The following is a 19,608-nucleotide window of genomic DNA, read 5'->3' as shown; positions in this document are numbered from 1 at the left end:
CCGCGTGTGTTCATCGGCACGATGAGCGACAATCGGCTCCTGCCCGACCGCCAGGAGGCGATATGACGCAACGGAACGAATCTCGACGCACGCACTGCGTCGCATGGCAGATCGTGCAGACGTGGCAGGCGGCCGAATGGTGCCGGCTCGACGAGTCGCAAACGGGCATCGCGCTGTCGGGGGCGGTGACGGGCGCGCTCGACGGCACGCCGTTCCGGATCGACTACGCGATCGCATGCGGTGCCGACTGGCTCACCCGTTCGGCGCGCGTGACGCGGTGGACCGGCACGGCGCCGCCACGGCAATGGGACATCGCTTGCGATGCCGGGCAGTGGACGATCGACGGCGTCGAGGCGCCGATGCTTGCGGGCGCAACCGACATCGATCTCGGCTTCAGTCCGTCGACCAATACGCTGCCGATCCGGCGGCTGGCGCTCGCCGTCGGCGAGTCGGCCGAGATTCGCACCGCGTGGCTGCGTTTCCCCGGTTTCGACATCGTACGCGGCGAGCAGCGCTATGCGCGCACGGCGCCGCACGTGTATCGCTACGAGAGCGGCACGTATGCGGCCGATATCGGAACCGACGACGCGGGCCTCGTCACCGACTACGACGAATGGCGGCGCATCGGCGCGACGCCTGCATCGTGACGCGTCAGCGTGCGCTTGCCACCGATAGCTTGCCCGGGATCAGCTTCAGCGTGCTGAACGCGTCGGCGATGTTCTGCTGGTACGCGACCGTCGCGTCCGTGATCGGCTGCACGCCGTAGCCGGCGCGCTTGAGCGCGACTTCGAGCGTCGGTGCGTCGAGGCCGACGAGCGGCGACAGTTGCGCGGCCACCTCGGGCACGTGATCGCGCGCCCAGCGATCGACCGCGTCGACTTCGTCGAGCAGCGCGCGCAGCACCTGCGGATGCGCGGCCGCGTACTTGCGCGCCGCGAGGTAGTACTGCGTGTTGCGCACGAGAGCGTCGCCGTTCGCGACCACGCGCGCGCCGAGCTGCCGTTCGGCGGCGGCCAGATACGGATCCCAGATCACCCACGCATCGACGCTGCGCTGCACGAACGCGGCGCGCGCGTCGGCCGGCGTCAGATAGATGGGCTGGATGTCGGCGTACGCGAGGCCCGCATGCTCGAGCGCCTTCACCAGCAGGTAGTGGACGTTCGAGCCCTTGTTGAACGCGACCTTCTTGCCGCGCAGTTGCGCGACGGTGCGGATCGGCGAATCGGGCAGCACGACGATCGCCTCGCCCTGCGGCGCGGGCGGCTCGTTGCCGATGTAGACGAAATCGACGCCGGCGGCCTGCGCGAAGATCGGCGGGGTTTCGCCGACCGTGCCGACGTCGATCGCGCCGGCGTTCAGCCCTTCGAGCAGTTGCGGGCCGGCCGGGAATTCGAGCCATTGCACGGTGACGCCCTGGTTCGCGAGACGCTTCTCGAGCGTGCCGCGTGCCTTGAGCACGACGAAGTTGCCGTATTTCTGGAAGCCGATGCGCAGCCGCGTGCCGCTGGCCTCGGCCCGCGCGGGCACGGCCGCGAGCGGGCCGAGCGCGAGCCCGGCCAGCCCGGCGGCCGCGCCGTGCAGCCACTGGCGGCGGCGCGGGTTCGCCGGATTCGTTTCAAGGTCTGCGTGCGGGGTGTCGTTCATCGGAATGTCCTGCGTGCGGGTTCACGGACCGCGCGCGGGGGCGGCGCGGCCGGCGCAGGACCGGGCCGGATGCGGGCGACGCACGCAACGGGCCGGCCCGCGCCGGATTCAGGACGATACGGCCGCGCGGGCCCGCGGCCAACCAACGAATGCTGATATGCAAATCAGCGGGCGCACGATACCGGCCCGCGGTGGAGCCGGGCGCGACCGTCTTCACTCGCTGACGAGCAGGCGTTCCTCGATCGAATCGACGCGATCCGGGTAGAACGCGAGGTGCCCGCGAATCGATTCGACGGCCGGATTCGGATGCTCGTACGTCCACACGGCATTGATCGAGCGTTCGCCGCCGGCGGGGATCGAGTAGTACGCGCAATCGCCCTTGTACGGGCAGTACGTCGCGTGGTCGGTACGTTGCAGCAGCGACATGTCGGCATCCTCGCGCGGAATGTACAGCACCGCCGGATAGCTGGCCTCGCGCAGCACCAGCGCGTGGCGCGTATCGGCGACGACCTTGTCGGCCACCTTCACGATCACGCGGGACGAGTGCGGTTCGATCAGGATCGGATGATCGGGGCCCGGCGATTTCACCGGACGAGAGGGCGTATCGGGGCTGAGCGGCATCGTGGTTCCTCCAGAAAGGGCGGCGCGCACGGACGCGCCGTGCCGGCACGTGCGCGCGGGGCGGATTCCCGCGCGCGGGTGTCGGCGTCGGCCAACCGATACGATGCACCCATTCCGGAGAACCTGCAGGGGGCCGGAAGGCCATGCGGTGGCGCGCGAATGGTCGCGACGGTTTCGACAGTTTCGATGCGCGTGCCCGGGCGGCCCGTGGCCGTGTTCGGCATGGATGCGCCGCTCGCATGGACTTTTCGATGCAGCGGCAGCGGGATGCATCGGCGACGATAAGCAACGCGGAATTAATTGGTAAGCGATCGGCGGGAGGCGCGCGAAGATCGGCGGTCGTCATTCGCATGACAGCCCTTGCTTCCATCCGCCACCATGAAGAATCCTTTCGTTTCGTCAGCCGCGCGCCGTACGCGCGGCGTACCGCATGCCGGCGCCGTGCTTCGCGGCGTCGCCGCGTCGTTGCTGCTGGCCGGCGCCGCGACGCACGCGCTCGCCGCACCCGCCGGCAAGACGCTCGTGTACTGCTCCGAAGGCAGCCCGGCCGGCTTCGATCCCGGCCAGCACACGACGAGCACCGATTTCGATGCGAGCACGTACACGATCTACAACGGGCTCGTGCAGTTCAAGCGCGGCACGCTCGACCTCGTGCCGTCGCTGGCGACGAGCTGGGACGTGTCGCCCGACCAGCGCACGATCACGTTTCATTTGCGGCGCGGCGTGAAGTTCCAGACCACCGCGTGGTTCACGCCGACGCGACCGTTCCAGGCCGACGACGTCGTGTTCACGTTCCGCCGGATGCTCGACCCGGACGATCCGTTCCGCAAGGCCTATCCGGTCAGCTTCCCGTATTTCAGCGATCTCGGCTTCGACCGCAACATCGAGCGCATCGAGAAGGTCGACGACTATACGGTGCGCTTCGTGCTGAAGTCGCCCGACGTCGTGTTCGTGCGCAATCTCGCGATGGCGTTCGCGTCGGTGCTGTCGGCCGAATATGCGGGGCAGCTCGCCGCGCGCCATCGCGAGTCCGACATCAACCAGTTCCCGGTCGGCACGGGGCCGTTCCTGCTGCGCACGTACCAGAAGGATGCGCTGATCCGCTACGACGCGAATCCCGACTACTGGAAACCGGACGACGCGAAGCTCGCGCGCCTCGTGTTCGCGATCACGCCCGATCCCGCCGCGCGCTTGCAGAAGCTCGTGGCCGGCGAATGCCAGGTGTCGGTCTTTCCACGGCCGGCCGATCTCGAGACGGTGCGGCGCGACCCGAGGCTGACGCTGTTTTCGGGGACGGGCTTCAACGTCGGGTTCGTCGCGTACAACACGCAGCATCCGCCGCTCGATCGCGTCGACGTGCGGCGCGCGCTCGACATCGCGATCGACAAGACGGCGATCATCAAGACCGTGTTCAACGGCGACGCGACGGTCGCGACGAACCCGATGCCGCCCGCGCAATGGTCGTACAACCCGCGCCTGAAGGATGCGCCGCGCGATCCGGCCGCCGCGAAGGCGCTGCTCGCGCAGGCCGGCTTTCCGAACGGCTTCGACCTGACGCTGTGGGCGATGCCCGTGCAGCGCCCGTACAACCCGAATGCGCAACTGATGGCGCAACTGATCCAGCAGGACTGGGCGAAGATCGGCGTGCGCGCGAAGATCGTCAGCTACGAATGGGGCGAGTACAACCGCCGCGCGAAGCACGACGGTCAGCACGACGCGATCCTGTACGGCTGGTCGGGCGACAACGGCGACCCCGACAACTGGCTCGGCACGCTGCTCGGCTGCGACGCGGTGCACGGCAGCAATCTCGCGAAGTGGTGCAACAAGGACTTCGAGCAGCTCGTGACGGCGGCGCGTTCGAACGCGGATGTCGCGAAACGCACGGCGCTGTACGAGCAGGCGCAGGTGGTGTTCAAGGACCAGGTGCCGTTCACGCCGATCGCGACGTCGATCGTGTCGCTGCCGATCTCCAAGCGCGTACACGGGCTGACGTTCTCGCCGCTCGGCGGGCACCGGTTCGACGGCGTGTGGCTCGATTGACGGAAGTGGGGGCCGGCGCGTTCGTACGCGCCGGCGTTCGCCGCGTCAGTTGAGTGCGACGGCGGCCGCGGCCTCGACCGGCGTGCCTTCGAGTGCGACCGACGGCCGGCCGTCGGGGCCGACCGGCACGTCGCCGATCAGTGTCGTGCGATACAGCTGGCGATCGAAGTCGAGATCGAAGATGTCGACGGGCGCGAGATGGGCGGTCGCACGGTTGTCCCAGAACGCGATGCTGCGCGGCTCCCATTTGAAGCGGATCGTGAATTCCGGCCGCGTCACGTGCTCCCACAGCAGTTCGAGCAGCGCCTGGCTCTCGCGCGGCGTCAGCCCGACGATCGATTTCAGGAAGCTCGGGCTCACGTACAGCGCGCGTTCGCCGGTTTCCGGATGCACGCGCACGAGCGGATGCTCGGTCACGAGCGGGCGGCGCTCGACGGCGTCGTCGAATGCGCCGGTCGCGCGCGCGCCGGGCGGCGGCGTGAAGCGATGGATGCCGCGCAGGGTATCGACGAAGCCGCGCAGCGGCGCGGACAGCGTTTCGTACGCGCGCACGAGGTTGGTCCAGTGCGTGTCGCCGCCGTACGGCGGGATCGTCACGCCGCGCAGGATCGACGCCCACGGCGGATTCACGGCGGCCGTCACGTCGGTGTGCCAGCCGGTCCAGGGCCGGCGCACCGGTTCGCCTTCGAAACGCGTCGCCTTGCGATGCTTCGCGATCGAATAGACGGCCGGATGGCCGTCGACGTGCCCGAACACCGGGTGGCCGACCGTCGGCTCGCCGAACTGCGCGGAGAACGCGACATGCTGCTCGTGCGTGAGGAATTGTTCGCGGAAGAAGACGACGCGCCATTTCAGCAGCGCGGCGCGGATCGCCGCGATCTGCGGCGTGGTCAACGGTTGCGTGAGGTCGACGCCGCGGATTTCCGCGCCGATATGGGCGGACAGCGGGATCACGTCGACCGGCTGGGCGGCGGGTTCGAGTAGGGCGCTCATGCGACGCACGTGGCGGTTGTGAACGGGAGAGACGGACGACATCGTTGCGCGTGCAGGCGTCGGTCAGGTGGCGTGCGGTTCATCGCGGGTGTCCTCCAGGGAAATGGCGCGGCGGCGCGGGAAAGGGCGCCGCCGCGGGACGTGGACGTTATTGCAGCGTGGCGCCCGGCCCCTTCAGCAGGACGCTCCGGCGTCCGTCGATGCCGACCGGCACGTCGCCGTGAACGGTCGCGCGGCGCACGACGCGGCGCGCATCGCCGTAGTCGTTGATCGCGTAGTGCTGGGTCGCGCGGTTGTCCCAGATCGCGACGTCGCCTTCCCGCCAGTTCCAGCGCACGGTGTTTTCGAGGCGCGTCACGTGCTCGTGGAACACCTGCAGCAGATGCGCGGAATCCTGCGCCGACAGCCCCTTGAGCCGCTGCACGAAGTGGCCGAGCACGAGCGTGCGCTCGCCGGTTTCCGGATGCACGCGCACGACCGGGTGCTCGGTTTCGTAGACGGTCGACGTGAACACTTCGCGGTAGCGCTTCAGTTGCGCATCGTCGGCATGCACGTGCGTCGACGCATAGTCGTACGCGTTCGTATGCAGCGCCCACAGCGTGTCGGCGAGCGCACGCAGCGGGTCGGGCAGATGCGCGTACGCGGCGGCCGTGTTGGCCCAGACGGTATCGCCGCCGAATGGCGGAATCACGACCGCGCGCAGGATCGAGATCTTCGGGTACGCGTCGACGAAGGTCACGTCGGTGTGCCACGAATTGGCTCGTGCGCCGTGCGCGGAATCGAGTTCGAGCAGGGCCGCGCTGCCGTCGACGGACGGCACGGTCGGGTGCGCGACCGTGTCGCCGAAGCGGCGGGCGAATGCTTCCTGCGCGGTGTCATCGAGATGGTGCTGGCCACGGAAGAACAGCACCTTGTGGCGCAGCAGCGCGGCCTGGATCGCGTCGAACGTCGCATCGTCGAGCGTGGCCGACAGCCGCACATCGGCGATTTCGGCGCCGATCCGGCCGGCGACCTGGCGAAGCTGGAGCGGGACGGCGGCCGGGCGCGGTGCGGCATGCGAAGCGGGCGAAAACGACGGAGCGGCGTGCTGGACTTCGGACATCGGGAGTCTCCTGGAGTCGGGGTCGGTCGAATCTCCATTCAAGCAGGGACCGCGCGGAACCGGAACCGATGAATCGTCACAACCTTAGCGTGCGCGCTGCGATGAACGATATGTGTCGTCCTGCTGAACAAGGCGCGCGCGTCGCGTCGCTACCACGCGAGCCGCCATTCGCCGATCCGGTGCGGGCGCGCCGCGTCGATGCGCGTGCCGCCCGACGCGTCGTCGCCCGGCGGCTCGCCGTCGTCGAAATCGGCGAGCACGGTGTCGCGCAAGCGCGCGAATTCCAATGAATCGCGCCGGCGCGGGCGCGGCAGCGCGACGTTGACGATGCGCGCGATGCGGCCCGGACGCGGCGCCATCGTGACGACGCGGTCGCCGAGATAGACCGCTTCGTCGACGTCGTGCGTGACCAGCATCATCGTGATGCGTTCCTGTTCCCAGATGCGCAGCAGTTCGTTCTGCATCTTCGCGCGCGTCTGCGCGTCGAGCGCGCCGAACGGCTCGTCGAGCAGCAGCACGCGCGGCCGGTTCACGAGGCCGCGCGCGATCGCGACGCGCTGCGCCATCCCGCCCGACAACTGGTTCGGAAACGCGTGCTCGAAGCCGTTCAGCCCGACGAGCGCGATGTGTTCCGCGACCGCGCGCCGTTTCGCGGCCGGGTCCAGCGGTGCGTTGCGCAGTGCGGCGCCGATGTTCTGTTCGACGGTCAGCCACGGGAACAGCCGGTGATCCTGGAACACGATGCCGCGCTGCAGCGACGTGTCGCGCACGCGTTCGTCGCCGGCACGGATTTCGCCCGTGTAATCGGTATCGAGTCCGGCGACGAGCCGCAGCAGCGTCGACTTGCCGCAGCCGCTGGCGCCGACGATCGTGACGAATTCGCCGGCGCGCACGTGCAGCGAGACGTCGTCGAGCACGGCGAGCGTCGTGCCGCGCTGCGTGTAGTGCTTGCTGACATGGAGGATGTCGAGCGAATCGGAGGCGAGGGTCGTCATGGCGGTCCGGGGAAGAGGGCGACAGGAAGAAAAAGGACGCTCAACGGGGCAGGTCGCCGCGCCGGGCCAGCACCTTGCGTTCGAGCGCGCGCGCGGTCGCGTTCAGCGCCCAGCCGGTCACGCCGACGACGATGATCCCGAACAGCACGAGATCCATCCGGAACTGCTCGCTGCCGTCGATCAGCGTGTTGCCGATCCCGCTGCCGGCGACGAGCAGGTACTCGGCGCCGAGCGTCGCGAGCCACGAATAGATCAGGCCGAGATACAGGCCGGTGAAGATCGACGGCAGCGCGGCCGGCAGGATCACGTGGCGGATCAGCTGGAGCCGCGAGTAGCGCAGTGCGCGAGCGACATCGACATACGCGCGCGGCACTGCGTGAATGCCGTCGCAGGTATGGGCGGCGACGGGCAGCAGCGCGGCGAGCGACAGGAACACGACCTTCGCGACGTCGCCGAGCCCGAACCACACCGAAATCAGCGGAATCCACGCGAACAGCGAGATCTGCTTGAACGTGTCGAAGCTCGGGCCGACCATTCGCGCGGCGATGCGCGACAGCCCGAGCGCGGCGCCGAGCAACAGCCCGCCCGTCGCGCCGATCGCGAACCCGCACGCTTCACGCGCGAGCGATGCCGACAATGCACGGCCGAGCGCGCCGCTCGCGGCCTGCGCCCACGCGGTGTGCAGCACGTCGGCGGGACCGACGAGCAGGCCGCTTTTCACGAGATGGGCGGAAGCGACGGCCCACCAGCACGCCAATGCGGCGAGCGGCAGGACGAAGCCGCGCCAGTCGGATGCATGCAGGCGGCGGGCGGGCGTGGCGGGCGGTGTCGTTGACGGCGTGGCGGCGTGGGGCACGGGCGACTCTCCTTCGATTGGTCGGGCGGACCGGTTCAACCGCGAAACGCGGACGGCACGCCGCGGCGCAGGCGCGCTTCGAGTGCGTCGAGCGCCCGGTTGATCAGCAGGCCGACCGCGCCGACCACGACCACGGCCGCCATCACGAGATCGAGCTGGAACAGTTGCCGCCCGTACACGATCAGGTAGCCGAGCCCTTCGGACGACGCGACGAGTTCGACCACGACGAGCGCGAGCCACGATTTCGTGAACGCGAGCCGCACGCCGGTCGCGAGCGTCGGAATCGCGGCCGGCAGCACGACGTGGAGGATGCGTTGCCGGCGCGTGTAGCCGAACCCGCGCGCGACTTCGTCGAGCGCGGGCGGCGTCTGGCGAAACCCCTGCAACGTGCTCAGCGTGACGGGGACGAGCGCCGCATGCGCGATCAGCAGGTATTTCAGCGGTTCGCCGACGCCGACGAGCAGCAGCAGGAACGGCAGCCAGCCGAGCACCGGAATCTGCACGAGCGCGTTGAAGCTCGGCAGCACGTAGGCTTCCAGCGTGCGCGACAGTCCGAGCGCGACGCCGAGCGACACGCCGAGCAGCGTGCCGGCCGCGAAGCCGACGAGCACGCGCTGCAGGCTGATCAGCGTGTGGCGCACGAGATCGCCGCTCGATGCGAGGTCGGCCAGCGTGTCGACCACGCGTTCGGGCGGCGGCAGGATCTGCGGCGCGATCCAGCCGCGCGCGCTGCCGACGCTCCATAGCGCGAACAGCAGCGCGGGCAGCGCCCACGGTGCGAGCTGCCACGCGAGTCGTCGCAGCGCCGCCGCGCGGCGCGGCGGCACGGCGAGCGCGGGCGATTCGGACGACGGGACGGGAAACGCGGTGTCGCTCATCGGGGCGGTCCGGGTCAGGAGAGGGGCTTGCCGGCCGCGTCGTAACGTTGCCAGTAGTGTTCGAGCTTCAGCGTGCGCAAGGCATTGTCGAGATATTTCGGCTCGAACCAGCCGTCGACGTCGACCGGCTGGCGGATCAGCTTCAGGTTCAGCGCATCCTGCGCGACGGCCTTGTAGCGCGCGATGACGAACGGGTCGATCAGCGGGGACAGGCGGTCCTTCAGGCGCTGGTTCGCGTAGTCGTCCTGCCACGACGAATACGGCACGCCGCTTTTTGCCCACAGCTTGAACAGCGCATCGCGGTTCGCCTCGTCGGACGACCATTGCGCACCCTTCACGAACGCGGTGACGACGCGCTGCACGATGTCCGGATGCGCGCGGTCGAAATCGTCGAGCACGAGCAGGTGGGTCTGGCGCGTCAGCTGCGGGCCGTCGTTCTGCGATTCGTAGATGATCTTCGCGAGGCCCGCGTCGCGCAGCTTGTATAGCGCGTAGTCGCCCACCGACGCGTCGATGCCTTTCGACGCGAGCGCGGCGAGCGAACTGGCGGCGTCGAGGTTGATCACGCGCAGGTCACGTTCGCCGAGGCCGTTCTTCGCGAGCGCGTTGTCGGCGACGAGCTGCAGGTTGGTGCCGCGGAAGATCGACACGCGGCGGTCCTTCAGGTCCTTGATCGAGCGGATCGTCGAGTCGGGCGGCACCGCGATCTTGATGCCCGAGCGCACGCTCGCGGCGAGCAGCAGGCGCGTCTTGATCCCGTTCGAGCGCGCGAGCACGGCGGGCAGGTCGCCCTGGTACGCGAAGTCGAGCGCCTTGTTGGCGATCGCCTCGTTGACGGCCGGGCCCGCGCCCTTGAAGAACAGCCATTGCACCTTGACGCCGTCGGCGGCGAATTCCTTCTCGACGAGCTGTTGCAACTGCACGGTGGCGGCGCTCGATCCGCCGAAGGTGGGGGGATCGCCGGCGCCTTGCTGGGCAACGCCGATACGCAGGGTGGTGGGCTTGTCGGCGTGCGCGGCGGCGGCCGGCAATGCAACGAGGGACGCGATCAGCAGCGATCGCAGCAGGCGCAGTGGAAGCATGGAATCGATCGGTCAGGAGTACGTTTTGGGCGGAGGTGCCGGGGGCGGTCCGTCGAAGCATTCTCGATGACGTGCCTGGGGCCGACAAGAAACGATTTGAACTATGCTTATCGCGGCGCGACGGCGGACGAAACCCTGTCGCGCATGGGAGCAGTCCTTGCGGCTGTGCGGACAACGGCTACGATGTCGTTCAACACAACGTCATACGGAGACGGTCATGCAAGTGCAGGACCTGACAGGCGCGCCGCTCGATTACTGGGTAGCGATGGCGGAAGACCTCGTCGCCCCCCGCGTCGACACGTCGCATTGCACGGTGATCCGCGAACCGGGCGGCGTCCCGACACCGTTCGCGCCGTCATCGTCCTGGGCGGACGGCGGCCCGATCGTCGAGCGGCTGCCGTTTGCCGGGTTCGAGCGCGACGGCGGGCGAGGCGCGTGGCGTGCCGTGCTGCACCGCGCGGTGCCGGCCGCGGGCGAGCGCTGCACGTTCAACCAGTCGGGGCCGACGCTGCTGATCGCCGCAATGCGCACGCTCGTCGCGTCGACGTTCGGCGACGACGTGCCGGATCTCGATATGGCGCGGCCGCGCTGAGCGCATCCTCGCGCCGCATCGCTCACGCGGACACCTGCCGGATGGCAATCGATGCAACGTCGACACGGCGCGGCAGGATCGCGTCCGCCGCCGCGCGATCGGCGACGCGCTGCAACACCTCGATGTCGGCGCCGCTGAGGCTGCGCTGCGCGAGCGCGGCCCGGCGCGCGATGTCGGTGGCCGCATCGGGCGGCAGGCGCGTGAGCGACGCATAGACGCTCGCGTAGTCGGCCGGGTGCGCGAGCGCCCATTGGCCCGCGCGGGCGAGCCGCGCGAGCACGTCCGCAAGCGCCGCGCGCTTGCCGCGATCGTCGAGTGTCTCGACCGGCGACGTCAGGAACGCGAGCCCCGAATTGATGCCGCTGCCGTCGCGGACGATGCGCGCGCCGCGGCGCACCGCATGCCCGTAGTACGGATCGAACGTGGCCCAGATGCCGATCCGCTTCGCCTCGAACGCGGCGAACGCGTCGACCGGCAGCACGAAGCGCACGTCGACGTCGCGTGGCGCGAGCCCGTGTTCGCGCAGCGCGCCATACAGCTGGTATTGCGAGATGCTGCCGCGCGCCGATGATACGACGACGGTTTGCCCTTTCAGGTCGGCCACGGCGCGAACCGGCGAGTCGGGCTGCACGACGATGCCGAGCGACGCCGGCGAACCGACGCGCGTCGCGACGATCCGCAACGACGGATCGCCGAGCGCGGCCGTCAGGACCGGCAGGTCGCCGGCCGGCGCGAGATCGATCACGCCCGCGCGCTGCGCTTCGAACAGCGGCGCGGCGCCCTGGAAGTTGGCCCAGCGGAACCGGTACGGCGTGCCGTCGAGCACGCGCGCCGCTTCGGCGAGCGCGCGCAGGCCGCCGGCCTGGTCGCCGAGGACGAGCGTGACGCCCGACAGATCGGCGCCGGCCGCACGGGCGGGCAGGGCAAGGCCGCCCGCGAGCGGCGCGGCGGCGAGGGCGGCAAGGCGCTGCAGCGCGCGGCGGCGCGCTGGGGCGGAAGCGTGGGGCATCGGCGGTGTGTCCTCGGTGATCCGCGCGCGGGCCGCGCGGCTGCCGGGCAGGTTACGGAATCGGTTTCCGGCCGACAAACATCGAATCGTGAAATGCATATTCGCGCGGCGGGCGCCGGTGCGGCCGGCGTCGACCCGACGCCCGGACGCCCGGGACGCTTGCGCGGGCGCTTTACGCGGCCGGCGGCATCGTGCGCAGGAATGCCCGCACCGCAGGCGCCTTTTCGAACCGCCGGTGCGCGAGCGCGAGTTCCGACATGATCGGCTTGCCGGCGATCGGCCGGTACACGACGCCCGGCAGCGACACGCAACCGGCGAGCGCGTCGGGAATCACCGCGACCCAGCCGTTCACCGACACGCACGCGAGCACCGCGAGCAGGCCGCCCGGCCGCGCGGCGACCACCGGCGCGAAGCGGCCGCGGCGCGCGACTTCGAGCGTGCCGAATTCTTGTTCGGGCACCGCGAAGCGCGCGTCGGCGAGGTCCGCCGCGCGCACGGCGGCCATCGCCGCGTAGCGCGAATCGGCGGGCACGGCCGCGACGAACACGTCGCGCTGCAGCGTGACGATCCGCAGGCCGCCGGGCAGCGCGAGCGGCGGGCGCACGTACGCGAGGTCGAGCCGGCCGGCGTCGAGCTGGTTCGCGACGTCGTCCATCGGCACTTCGCGCAGGTTCAGCTCGATGCGCGGGTGAGCGGTGCGAAATGCGCCGACGGTGCGCTGCAGCGTGCCCGAATACACGGCCGACGACACATAGCCGATCTCGATCCGGCCGAGTTCGCCGCGTTCGGCCAGCGCGGCGAGTTCGCGGCCGCGTTGCAGATGCTCGACCGCGGCGCGCGCTTCCGCGAGATAGGCCTCGCCGGCGGCGCTCAGCGTGACCGCCCGGCGCGACCGGTGAAACAGCCGCACGCCGAGCACCCGCTCGGCTTCCTGGATCTGCCGCGTGAGCGCGGGCGGCGCCATGTCGAGCGCCTCCGCCGCGCGCGCGAAATGCAGATGTTGCGCGACGCTCAGGAACGCCCGCACGTGACGGAATTCGAGCCGGTCCATGGTTGCAATTTTCGTCAATAAAACAGCATTGAAGTGTCAATGACAGGCAATACGGGACAAGCCTAGCATACGGCTCGCTCATCCTGTTCCGGAGTGCCGGATGTCCCAGTCTTCACCGGCGTCGCGCACGAGCGCGGCTGCCGTCCCGCGCACGGGCACCCGCCTGCCTGCCGCCGCGACGCTCGCCGTCGCATCCGCGACCTGCTCGCTGATCGTGCTCGACACCAACGTGGTGGCCGTCTCGCTGCCGAGCATCGCGCGCAGCTTTCATGCGAGCTTCGCCGATATCGAATGGGTCGTGAGCGCGTACATGACCGCGTTCGCCGCGTGTCTGCTGCCGGCCGGCGGGCTCGCCGACCGCTTCGGACGCAAGCGGATGCTCTTCACGGGGCTCGCGCTGTTCCTTGTCGCGTCGCTCGGCTGCGGCATCGCGCCGTCGGCCGGCTGGCTGATCGCCGCGCGTGCGGTGAAGGGCGGCGGCGCCGCGCTGCTGCTGACCGCGGCGCTCGCAGTGATCGCGAACCGTTTCCCGGACGGCCGCGAACGGGCCCGTGCGTGGGCGATCTGGGGCATGTGCATGGGAATCGCGACGGCCATCGCGCCGCTCGTCGGCGGCGCGATCACGCAATGGATCGGGTGGCGCTGGGTGTTCCTGCTGAACCTGCCCGTCTGCCTGCTGCTGGCGGCCGGTGCGCGCGTCGCGATCGACGAATCGAACGATCCGCATGCGAAACGCGTGGATGCGGCCGGCAGCCTGCTGTTCGGCGCGGCGCTCGCCTGGGCGATCGGCGCGCTGATCGGTGCGCCGTCGCACGGCTGGCTGTCGGGCGCGACGCTTGGCCGGCTCGCGCTCGCGGCCGCGCTGCTGGCGGCGTTCGTCGGAGCGGAGCGCTGGCAAGCGCGGCCGATGATCGATCTCGCGCTGTTTGGCCAGCCGCGCTTCGTTGGCGCCGTGCTCGCGATGTTCGGTTACGCGGCGTGCGCGCAGGTGATGATGACGTTCCTGCCGCTGTACCTGCAAAACGCGTTCGGGATGTCGGCGATCGACGCGGGGCTCGGGATGCTGCCGTTCGCGTTCGCGATGATCGCCGGTCCGTCGCTCGGCGCGGCGCTGGCCGCGCGCGTGTCGTCCGGCGGCGTGCTGGCGGGCGGGCTCGCGCTGATCGGCGCCGGCAACCTCGCGACCGCGGCGCTGACGGCCAGTGGCGACTACCGGCTCGTCGCGCTCGGCATGTTCGTGACGGGGTGCGGCGCGGGCATCATGAACGGCGACACGCAGAAGGCGATCATGGCGTGCGTGCCGCCGCATCGCACCGGCATGGCGTCGGGCATCAGCACGACGACGCGCTTCTCGGCGATCGTCACGGCCGTCGGCGTCCTCGGCGCGGTGCTGGCGGCGAGCACGCATGTGCGGCTCGACCGCCTGCTGTCCGCGACACCTGGCCTGCGCGTATTCGCCGATGAGCCGTTCATGTCGAGCCTGCTGGCCGGCGATCTGGCGCAGGCGCTCGGCCGCGTGCCGCCGGCCGCTGCCGGCACCCTCGCGCGGGCGGCGCCCGTCGCGTTCGCGAGCGGCTTCACCGATGCGCTCACGGTGAGCGGCGTGCTGGCGCTGGTTGCGGCCGTCGTTGCATACAAGTTGCTGACGCAACCGATGCGCGAAGGCACGTGATGTGAAACGATGTGAAGCATGCGCAACGTCGCGCACGATCCTGCTGTTTGTCGACGTTCGGGGCGATCGTGTCGCTGCCGGTGATTCGATCGAGTGGCCACCGGCGTTCGCGATGCGACGTCCACCGACACGGGTTCGACGCGTCATCCCGACGATTCGGCACGGCGCGGGTGAACAGGACCGGTCTGACATGCGGCCGCCGAGCGGATCATGCCGGCCCGGGTGCGGTGCCGGTCAGTGCGACTTCGTCGCGGTGCGGTGGATGCGTGCCGCGTGCGCGACGCGCGCCGGATGCGACGCATGACAATGCGGGGCCGGTCTGCGGCGCGTGCGCCGGCTGGGTTCGGGCGGCTCGGCGGCGGCCGGCGCGGTTTTCGCGGTGTCCGCATCGGGCCCGGAAGTGGATACGGCGGCGACCGCCGCGACCGCCGCGACCGCAGGCAGCCTCGCCTCGGCGTCAAGCCATGCGCGCGTCGCCTCGGCGATCAGCCCGCGCAGCCAGCGAACGCCTTCCGCGCACGGCCCCGATTCGTTCCACGTCATCCGGTACACGATATCCGGCGGCTCGGCCGGCAGCGCGACCGCGGCGAGCGGCAGCAGCTTCGCGTAGTGCCGCGCGAGCCGGTACGTGGTGGTGAGGATCAGGTCGGCGCGCACCAGTGCGTGCGCGGCCAGTTCGAAGTGCGGCAGCGTGACGACGATGCGCCGCTGCAGGCCCACGCGTTCGAGCTGCCGGTCGATCGCGCCCGACGCTTCGAGCCACGACGGCGTCGGGCACAGCTGCGGCGCCGCCGCGAATCCGGCGGCCGTCATCGCGCCGCATCGCGCGAGCGGATGCGTCGCGCGCATCAGGCACACGACGCGGTCGTCGAACAGGTCGTCCTGCCGGAAGCGCGACTGGCGTGCGGGCCGGTTGTCGATCACGACGTCGAGTTCGCCGTCCGCCAGCGCGCGTTCGTCGTCGAACCCGTCGCCGAGCGGATGAAACACCAGTTGCGCGTTCGGCGCTCGCTCGCGAAACAGCGCGACGAGTTTCGGCACGAACAGCACGTTCAGGTAGTCGGGGCAGCCGATCCGGTAGGTGCGCACCGACGTGCGCGCGTCGAACGTCGGCTGCTGGATGCGGATGAAGTCGATCACGCGCAGCGCGTTGCGCAGCGGCTCGATCAAGCGCGCGCCGAACTCGGTCGGCACCATCCCGTAGCGGCTGCGCACCAGCAGCGGATCGCCGAGCAGCGTGCGCAGGCGCTTGAGCGCGGCGCTCGTCGCCGGCTGCGACATGTTCAGGCGCACGGCCGCGCGCGACACGGTGCGCTCGGTCAGCAGCACGAGCAGGATGCGCATCAGCCGTGCATCGAGCACGTCGAGCGCGCCCGTGGCGTCGGACGCGCCGCGGCGCAGCGCGGTCGGGTCTAGCGGGTCCGGCATGCCGATCCGCCTCCCGGCGATACGAGGCGGCCGCACGATGCGGCCACCGGCCGGCGGCCCGTCATTTTGCGAAGGTTCCCGGCCAGCCGACGATCCGCTTCGGGCGCGGCGGCGCATACGTGCGGACCTTCGACGTCTTCAGCTTCAGGCGCACCAGCGACTCGGCGAGCGCGACCGCGGCCGACACGCCATCGACCACCGGCACACCCGTGCATTCCTCGATCTGCCGGTCGAGGCCGGCCATCCCGCCGCAGCCGAGGCAGATCACTTCCGCGTGATCGTCCTTCACCGCGCGTTGCGCCTGGCCGACGATCGATTCGATCGCGCGAGCCGGGTGCGCCTCGAGTTCGAGCACCGCGAGGCCGCTCGCGCGCACCGACGCGCAGCGCGCATCGAGCCCGGCGAGCTTCAGGCGATCCTCGATCAGCGGCACCGTGCGGTCGAGCGTCGTGACGACCGAGTAGCGATGGCCGAGCAGCATCGCGACGCTCGCGGCCGCTTCGGTGATGTCGACGACGGGCACCGTCAGCAGTTCCTGCAGCCCTTCGCGGCCGTGCTCGCCGTAGCCGGCCTGGATCACCGCGTCGTACGGCTCGTCGTAGCTCAACACGCGATCCATCACGGCGATCGCCGCGAGGTAGCTCTCGAAGTTGCCTTCGATCGACTCCGCGCCGAAGCGCGGCGTCAGCCCGACGATCTCCGTGCCGGGCGACGCGGCGGCCTGCGCCTGCGCGGCGATCGCATCGGTGATCGACTCGGTCGTGTTGACGTTGACTACCAGGATCCTCATTGCTGACTCCGTATGCGTGTGTATCAGTGTTGCGCGCAGGCGACCGCGATGTGCTCGCCCGAACGTTCTTCGTAGTGCCGTGTGCGATCGGCCAGCAGCCAGTACACGCTGCCCGCGATCGCGGCGCCGAGCAGCCACGAGAACGGCGTCATCGCGCTGAAGGCCGGTACGACGGCGAGCGTGATCGAGATCAGCGCGGACGGCACGAGCGCCGCGAGCGCCTTGCGGTTCACGCCGCGCGTGTAGAAGTAGGCGCCGGTCGGCGCTTCGGTGTAGAGATCGGGCACGTTCACGCGCTGCTTGCGCACCAGCCAGTAGTCGACCGTGATGATTCCGTACAGCGGGCCGAGCAGCGCACCGAGGCCGGACAGGAAATAGACGATCACGATCGGGCTGTTGTACAGGTTCCACGGCAGGATCAGCACGGCGATCGTCGCGCTGATCAGGCCCGCGCGGCGGAACGACAGGCGGTGCGGCGCGAGGCTCGTCAGCACGAAGGCCGGCGCGACGAAGTTCGCCATGATGTTCACGGCCACCGTCACGATCAGGAAGGCGAGGCAGCCGAGCACGAGGAACAGCTTGTTCGGCACCGTCGCGATGATTTCCGTCGGGCTGTGGATGATGTGGCCGTTCAGCTTGAACTGCGCGCCGGCGAGCACGAAGCTGATCGTCGCGAACACGAGGATGTTGACCGGCAGGCCCCAGAAGTTGCCGACGCGCACCGTCTTCGCGCTCGGCGACGAACGGGCGAAGTCGCAGAAGTTGAGCACCAGCGTGCCGTAGATCGCGAGCCACAGCGAGCCGCCCGCGAAGATTTCCGTCCACATTTTCAGGCCGGTCATCGGCTTGCCGATCGACATCGCGAGCTGGCCGCCGGTGCGGCTGAACATCCACGCGGCGAGCGACAGCGTCGTGACGAGGATCACCGGGCCGGCGAGCCCCTCGTACTTGCGGACCATTTCCATCCCGTACGTGAGGATACCGATCTGCACCAGCCAGATCGCGACGAACGTGATCCAGCCGAGCGTCGACAGCCCGAAGATCGCATTCTGGTCGAACGCGGCGAGGCCCGGCCAGATCGCGGTGAGCAGCACGCGCAGCACGACGGATGCGAGATAGGTCTGGATGCCGAACCATGCGATCGCGATCACCGCGCGGATCATCGCGGGCAGCAGCGCGCCGTAGATGCCGAAGCTCATCCGGCTGATCACCGGGAACGGCACGCCGGTCTTCTGGCCCATGTAGCCGGTCAGGTTCATGAAGCAGTACACGAGCACCGCGCCGATCGCGAGCGACGCGAGCATCTGCCAGCCCGACAGGCCGAGCGCGAACAGCCCGATCGCGAACGAGTAGTTCGCGATGTTGTGCACGTCGTTGGTCCACAGCGCAAAGATGCTGTAGCGGCCCCATGTCCGGCCCTCGGCCCGGGTCGGCGCGAGATCGGGGTTATGCAGCCGCGGGCTCAGCGCGGGATCGCGCGCGGCCGTGTCGGTTCGATGCGATGCGTCGTCCGCGCCGAGCCCGAGGCCCGTGCGGTGGATGGCTTCCAGTTGCACGCCGTTGTCTCCTTCCATGTGCGGGGCGCGACACCGGCTGCGTGGGTACGCAGCGCGGTCGGCCGCCGTGGACGTTATGTCTCGGATTTGTTCGCGAGTATGGGCGGCGGGCCGGACGATGGGAAATTAAATATTCGGCTGGGCGTCATTTGGAAAACGAATGGAACGCGGGCGGCCGCGGCGGCGGGGAACGGCACGCAAATTGCGAGTCAGCGGGTTCCATCCACATCGACATCAGCGGAGGTGTCATGCAGCGATATTCACTTCGTCACGTATCGCGAGCCGTCTTCGCCGGCATCCTGATCGCGGGCCTCGCGGCAGGCGCAGGCTGCCAGAAGAAGGGCGACAACGGCGCGACCAGTTCCGACTCGGGCGCAGCCAGCGGCATGTCGGTCGCGCCGTCCACCGCGCCATCGGGCACGCCGAGCAGCGGGGCGGCCGGCACCCCCGGCGACGCCGGCGCGAGCATGCCGGGCGCGGCCTCCGCGCCGGCCGGCGCGAGCGGCGGCTGACGCGCGCCGGTAGTCGGGCGGGCGGCGCGGCGGCGCGTCGTCCGCCGCGCGGGTGCGGTGCCGGCGGGCACGCGCGCCGGACGGCGTGCGTGCGCGGCCGTGCGCATGAAAGATTTGCCAGGACCGTTGTAGCGATTTCCGGCCCGGCGGCGACGGCGTGACGCCGGCGTCCGCCGGCCGGGCAAGGAGGTGCGATGCAGAACGCGGAATCGAACCCTACCCCGGAAAAGCAGCGGGAACAGATCGAGAAAAGCCCGGTGAAGACACCGGCGGCCGGCGACATGCCCGACGCGGCGACCCAGGCCGCGCAGGTGGCGCGGCGTCCGCTGACGCCGGAAGCGGTCGCCGGGAAGATGCCGACCGGCCTGCCGGCGATCGACGTCGACGCGCATGCGGTCGACAGCGGCGATCCGGTGCGCCGGGCCGCCGGCCGGATCGTCACGCTCGACAACGCGAACATGGCGATGACCGACAACACGGTCGACGTCGACGGCAAGGGCATGGAGGCGCGCACCGGCGCGTCGGAGCTGCAGGACAACGTGATCTATTCGAACGCGTCGCTCGACGAGGCGGTCGACACGCCCGACGAAGGGCTCGGCGGGATCGAGAGCCGGCCGTCCGGCAACATGCCGCAGATCGCGACGCGGCCGGGCTGGCGTGTGCGCCATGTCGGCGACGTCGATATCGAGCACGGCGACGGCACACGCGCCGAGCACGTGATCTGCCTCGAACGGTCCGACGACTGATACCGCTGACCGACACGCGGCGGCCGATGCGAGCGCACCGG

At 69.9% G+C, this 19,608-nt stretch carries 19 protein-coding genes; 6 read left to right on the top strand and 13 right to left on the bottom strand.

Features of this window, described 5'->3' with window-relative positions; translation table 11 throughout:
* The first annotated feature begins 62 nt into the window (after positions 1–62).
* Positions 63–647 (top strand): putative glycolipid-binding domain-containing protein, encoded by a 585-nt coding sequence (locus DFS13_RS31375; RefSeq protein WP_006495916.1) that lies wholly within the window; start codon positions 63–65, stop codon positions 645–647.
* A gap of 4 nt (positions 648–651) precedes the next feature.
* Here DFS13_RS31375 and DFS13_RS31370 read toward each other — a convergent pair whose 3' ends face one another.
* Entirely contained in the window at positions 652–1,644 is a 993-nt protein-coding gene (locus tag DFS13_RS31370; protein WP_012493243.1) for a sulfonate ABC transporter substrate-binding protein, read from the bottom strand.
* A 213-nt stretch (positions 1,645–1,857) separates the two neighbouring features.
* Entirely contained in the window at positions 1,858–2,265 is a 408-nt protein-coding gene (locus tag DFS13_RS31365) for a DUF427 domain-containing protein (protein WP_006486183.1), read from the bottom strand.
* Between the two features lie 378 nt (positions 2,266–2,643).
* On the opposite strand from DFS13_RS31365, the gene DFS13_RS31355 reads away from it, so the two are divergent.
* Complete coding sequence (locus tag DFS13_RS31355; RefSeq protein ID WP_111442551.1) at positions 2,644–4,305, top strand: ABC transporter substrate-binding protein; 1,662 nt, start codon at positions 2,644–2,646, stop codon at positions 4,303–4,305.
* 45 nt (positions 4,306–4,350) lie between these two features.
* Here DFS13_RS31355 and DFS13_RS31350 read toward each other — a convergent pair whose 3' ends face one another.
* From DFS13_RS31350 to DFS13_RS31325, 6 genes are all read right to left on the bottom strand, one after another.
* Positions 4,351–5,298 (bottom strand): TauD/TfdA family dioxygenase, encoded by a 948-nt coding sequence (locus tag DFS13_RS31350; protein WP_111442587.1) that lies wholly within the window; start codon positions 5,296–5,298, stop codon positions 4,351–4,353.
* A 148-nt stretch (positions 5,299–5,446) separates the two neighbouring features.
* The gene (locus tag DFS13_RS31345) at positions 5,447–6,400 is read right to left on the bottom strand and encodes a TauD/TfdA family dioxygenase (protein WP_006486182.1); all 954 of its coding nucleotides are present in this window, start codon (positions 6,398–6,400) and stop codon (positions 5,447–5,449) included.
* A gap of 149 nt (positions 6,401–6,549) precedes the next feature.
* A complete protein-coding gene (locus DFS13_RS31340) occupies positions 6,550–7,395 on the bottom strand; it encodes an ABC transporter ATP-binding protein (protein WP_006495911.1) in 846 nt (281 codons plus the stop codon).
* A gap of 40 nt (positions 7,396–7,435) precedes the next feature.
* Positions 7,436–8,251, bottom strand: coding sequence for an ABC transporter permease (locus DFS13_RS31335; RefSeq protein ID WP_111442550.1), 816 nt, complete (start codon positions 8,249–8,251; stop codon positions 7,436–7,438).
* Positions 8,252–8,286: 35 nt separating this feature from the next.
* Positions 8,287–9,129, bottom strand: a complete 843-nt coding sequence (locus tag DFS13_RS31330; RefSeq protein ID WP_048986946.1) for an ABC transporter permease — start codon at positions 9,127–9,129, stop codon at positions 8,287–8,289.
* 14 nt (positions 9,130–9,143) lie between these two features.
* The gene (locus DFS13_RS31325; RefSeq protein WP_111442549.1) at positions 9,144–10,211 is read right to left on the bottom strand and encodes an ABC transporter substrate-binding protein; all 1,068 of its coding nucleotides are present in this window, start codon (positions 10,209–10,211) and stop codon (positions 9,144–9,146) included.
* A gap of 217 nt (positions 10,212–10,428) precedes the next feature.
* On the opposite strand from DFS13_RS31325, the gene DFS13_RS31320 reads away from it, so the two are divergent.
* Complete coding sequence (locus DFS13_RS31320) at positions 10,429–10,803, top strand: phage protein NinX family protein (RefSeq protein WP_059722659.1); 375 nt, start codon at positions 10,429–10,431, stop codon at positions 10,801–10,803.
* A gap of 22 nt (positions 10,804–10,825) precedes the next feature.
* Here the strand turns inward: DFS13_RS31320 and DFS13_RS31315 are convergent, their stop codons facing one another.
* Together DFS13_RS31315 and DFS13_RS31310 are read right to left on the bottom strand one after the other, a co-directional pair.
* Positions 10,826–11,812, bottom strand: coding sequence for an ABC transporter substrate-binding protein (locus DFS13_RS31315; RefSeq protein WP_111442548.1), 987 nt, complete (start codon positions 11,810–11,812; stop codon positions 10,826–10,828).
* 172 nt (positions 11,813–11,984) lie between these two features.
* Positions 11,985–12,863 carry a LysR family transcriptional regulator gene (locus DFS13_RS31310; RefSeq protein WP_006495905.1) on the bottom strand — a complete coding sequence of 293 codons (879 nt, stop codon included), beginning with the start codon at positions 12,861–12,863 and terminating at the stop codon, positions 11,985–11,987.
* Positions 12,864–12,963: 100 nt separating this feature from the next.
* Here DFS13_RS31310 and DFS13_RS31305 point away from each other — a divergent pair, with 100 nt between their 5' ends.
* Entirely contained in the window at positions 12,964–14,535 is a 1,572-nt protein-coding gene (locus tag DFS13_RS31305; RefSeq protein ID WP_111442547.1) for an MFS transporter, read from the top strand.
* Positions 14,536–14,769: 234 nt separating this feature from the next.
* On the opposite strand, the gene DFS13_RS31300 is transcribed toward DFS13_RS31305, so the two are convergent.
* From DFS13_RS31300 to DFS13_RS31290, 3 genes are all read right to left on the bottom strand, one after another.
* Positions 14,770–15,963, bottom strand: coding sequence for a LysR family transcriptional regulator (locus DFS13_RS31300; RefSeq protein ID WP_111442546.1), 1,194 nt, complete (start codon positions 15,961–15,963; stop codon positions 14,770–14,772).
* Between the two features lie 61 nt (positions 15,964–16,024).
* Entirely contained in the window at positions 16,025–16,753 is a 729-nt protein-coding gene (locus DFS13_RS31295) for an aspartate/glutamate racemase family protein (RefSeq protein ID WP_006488622.1), read from the bottom strand.
* Positions 16,754–16,776: 23 nt separating this feature from the next.
* Positions 16,777–18,327, bottom strand: a complete 1,551-nt coding sequence (locus tag DFS13_RS31290; protein WP_021033461.1) for an NCS1 family nucleobase:cation symporter-1 — start codon at positions 18,325–18,327, stop codon at positions 16,777–16,779.
* Positions 18,328–18,557: 230 nt separating this feature from the next.
* Here DFS13_RS31290 and DFS13_RS40445 point away from each other — a divergent pair, with 230 nt between their 5' ends.
* Together DFS13_RS40445 and DFS13_RS31275 are read left to right on the top strand one after the other, a co-directional pair.
* On the top strand, positions 18,558–18,821 hold the full coding sequence (locus DFS13_RS40445; RefSeq protein WP_049017396.1) for a hypothetical protein: 264 nt from the start codon (positions 18,558–18,560) through the stop codon (positions 18,819–18,821).
* Between the two features lie 194 nt (positions 18,822–19,015).
* On the top strand, positions 19,016–19,567 hold the full coding sequence (locus DFS13_RS31275) for a DUF3005 domain-containing protein (RefSeq protein ID WP_006491052.1): 552 nt from the start codon (positions 19,016–19,018) through the stop codon (positions 19,565–19,567).
* The last annotated feature ends 41 nt before the right edge of the window (positions 19,568–19,608 follow it).

The sequence above is a fragment of the Burkholderia sp. 28_3 genome (assembly GCF_003253915.1).
Classification (GTDB): Bacteria; Pseudomonadota; Gammaproteobacteria; order Burkholderiales; family Burkholderiaceae; genus Burkholderia; species Burkholderia cenocepacia.
The sequence above is the reverse complement of the archived record's forward strand: the minus strand, read 5'-3'. Positions and strand labels throughout refer to the sequence as shown.

Coding starts and splice junctions, on each gene's coding strand:
- DFS13_RS31375 (WP_006495916.1), top strand. CDS start 63: ATGACGCAACGGAACGAATCTCGACGCACGCACTGCGTCGCATGGCAG.
- DFS13_RS31370 (WP_012493243.1), bottom strand. CDS start 1,644: ATGAACGACACCCCGCACGCAGACCTTGAAACGAATCCGGCGAACCCG.
- DFS13_RS31365 (WP_006486183.1), bottom strand. CDS start 2,265: ATGCCGCTCAGCCCCGATACGCCCTCTCGTCCGGTGAAATCGCCGGGC.
- DFS13_RS31355 (WP_111442551.1), top strand. CDS start 2,644: ATGAAGAATCCTTTCGTTTCGTCAGCCGCGCGCCGTACGCGCGGCGTA.
- DFS13_RS31350 (WP_111442587.1), bottom strand. CDS start 5,298: ATGAGCGCCCTACTCGAACCCGCCGCCCAGCCGGTCGACGTGATCCCG.
- DFS13_RS31345 (WP_006486182.1), bottom strand. CDS start 6,400: ATGTCCGAAGTCCAGCACGCCGCTCCGTCGTTTTCGCCCGCTTCGCAT.
- DFS13_RS31340 (WP_006495911.1), bottom strand. CDS start 7,395: ATGACGACCCTCGCCTCCGATTCGCTCGACATCCTCCATGTCAGCAAG.
- DFS13_RS31330 (WP_048986946.1), bottom strand. CDS start 9,129: ATGAGCGACACCGCGTTTCCCGTCCCGTCGTCCGAATCGCCCGCGCTC.
- DFS13_RS31325 (WP_111442549.1), bottom strand. CDS start 10,211: ATGCTTCCACTGCGCCTGCTGCGATCGCTGCTGATCGCGTCCCTCGTT.
- DFS13_RS31320 (WP_059722659.1), top strand. CDS start 10,429: ATGCAAGTGCAGGACCTGACAGGCGCGCCGCTCGATTACTGGGTAGCG.
- DFS13_RS31315 (WP_111442548.1), bottom strand. CDS start 11,812: ATGCCCCACGCTTCCGCCCCAGCGCGCCGCCGCGCGCTGCAGCGCCTT.
- DFS13_RS31310 (WP_006495905.1), bottom strand. CDS start 12,863: ATGGACCGGCTCGAATTCCGTCACGTGCGGGCGTTCCTGAGCGTCGCG.
- DFS13_RS31305 (WP_111442547.1), top strand. CDS start 12,964: ATGTCCCAGTCTTCACCGGCGTCGCGCACGAGCGCGGCTGCCGTCCCG.
- DFS13_RS31300 (WP_111442546.1), bottom strand. CDS start 15,963: ATGCCGGACCCGCTAGACCCGACCGCGCTGCGCCGCGGCGCGTCCGAC.
- DFS13_RS31295 (WP_006488622.1), bottom strand. CDS start 16,753: ATGAGGATCCTGGTAGTCAACGTCAACACGACCGAGTCGATCACCGAT.
- DFS13_RS31290 (WP_021033461.1), bottom strand. CDS start 18,327: ATGGAAGGAGACAACGGCGTGCAACTGGAAGCCATCCACCGCACGGGC.
- DFS13_RS40445 (WP_049017396.1), top strand. CDS start 18,558: ATGCAGCGATATTCACTTCGTCACGTATCGCGAGCCGTCTTCGCCGGC.
- DFS13_RS31275 (WP_006491052.1), top strand. CDS start 19,016: ATGCAGAACGCGGAATCGAACCCTACCCCGGAAAAGCAGCGGGAACAG.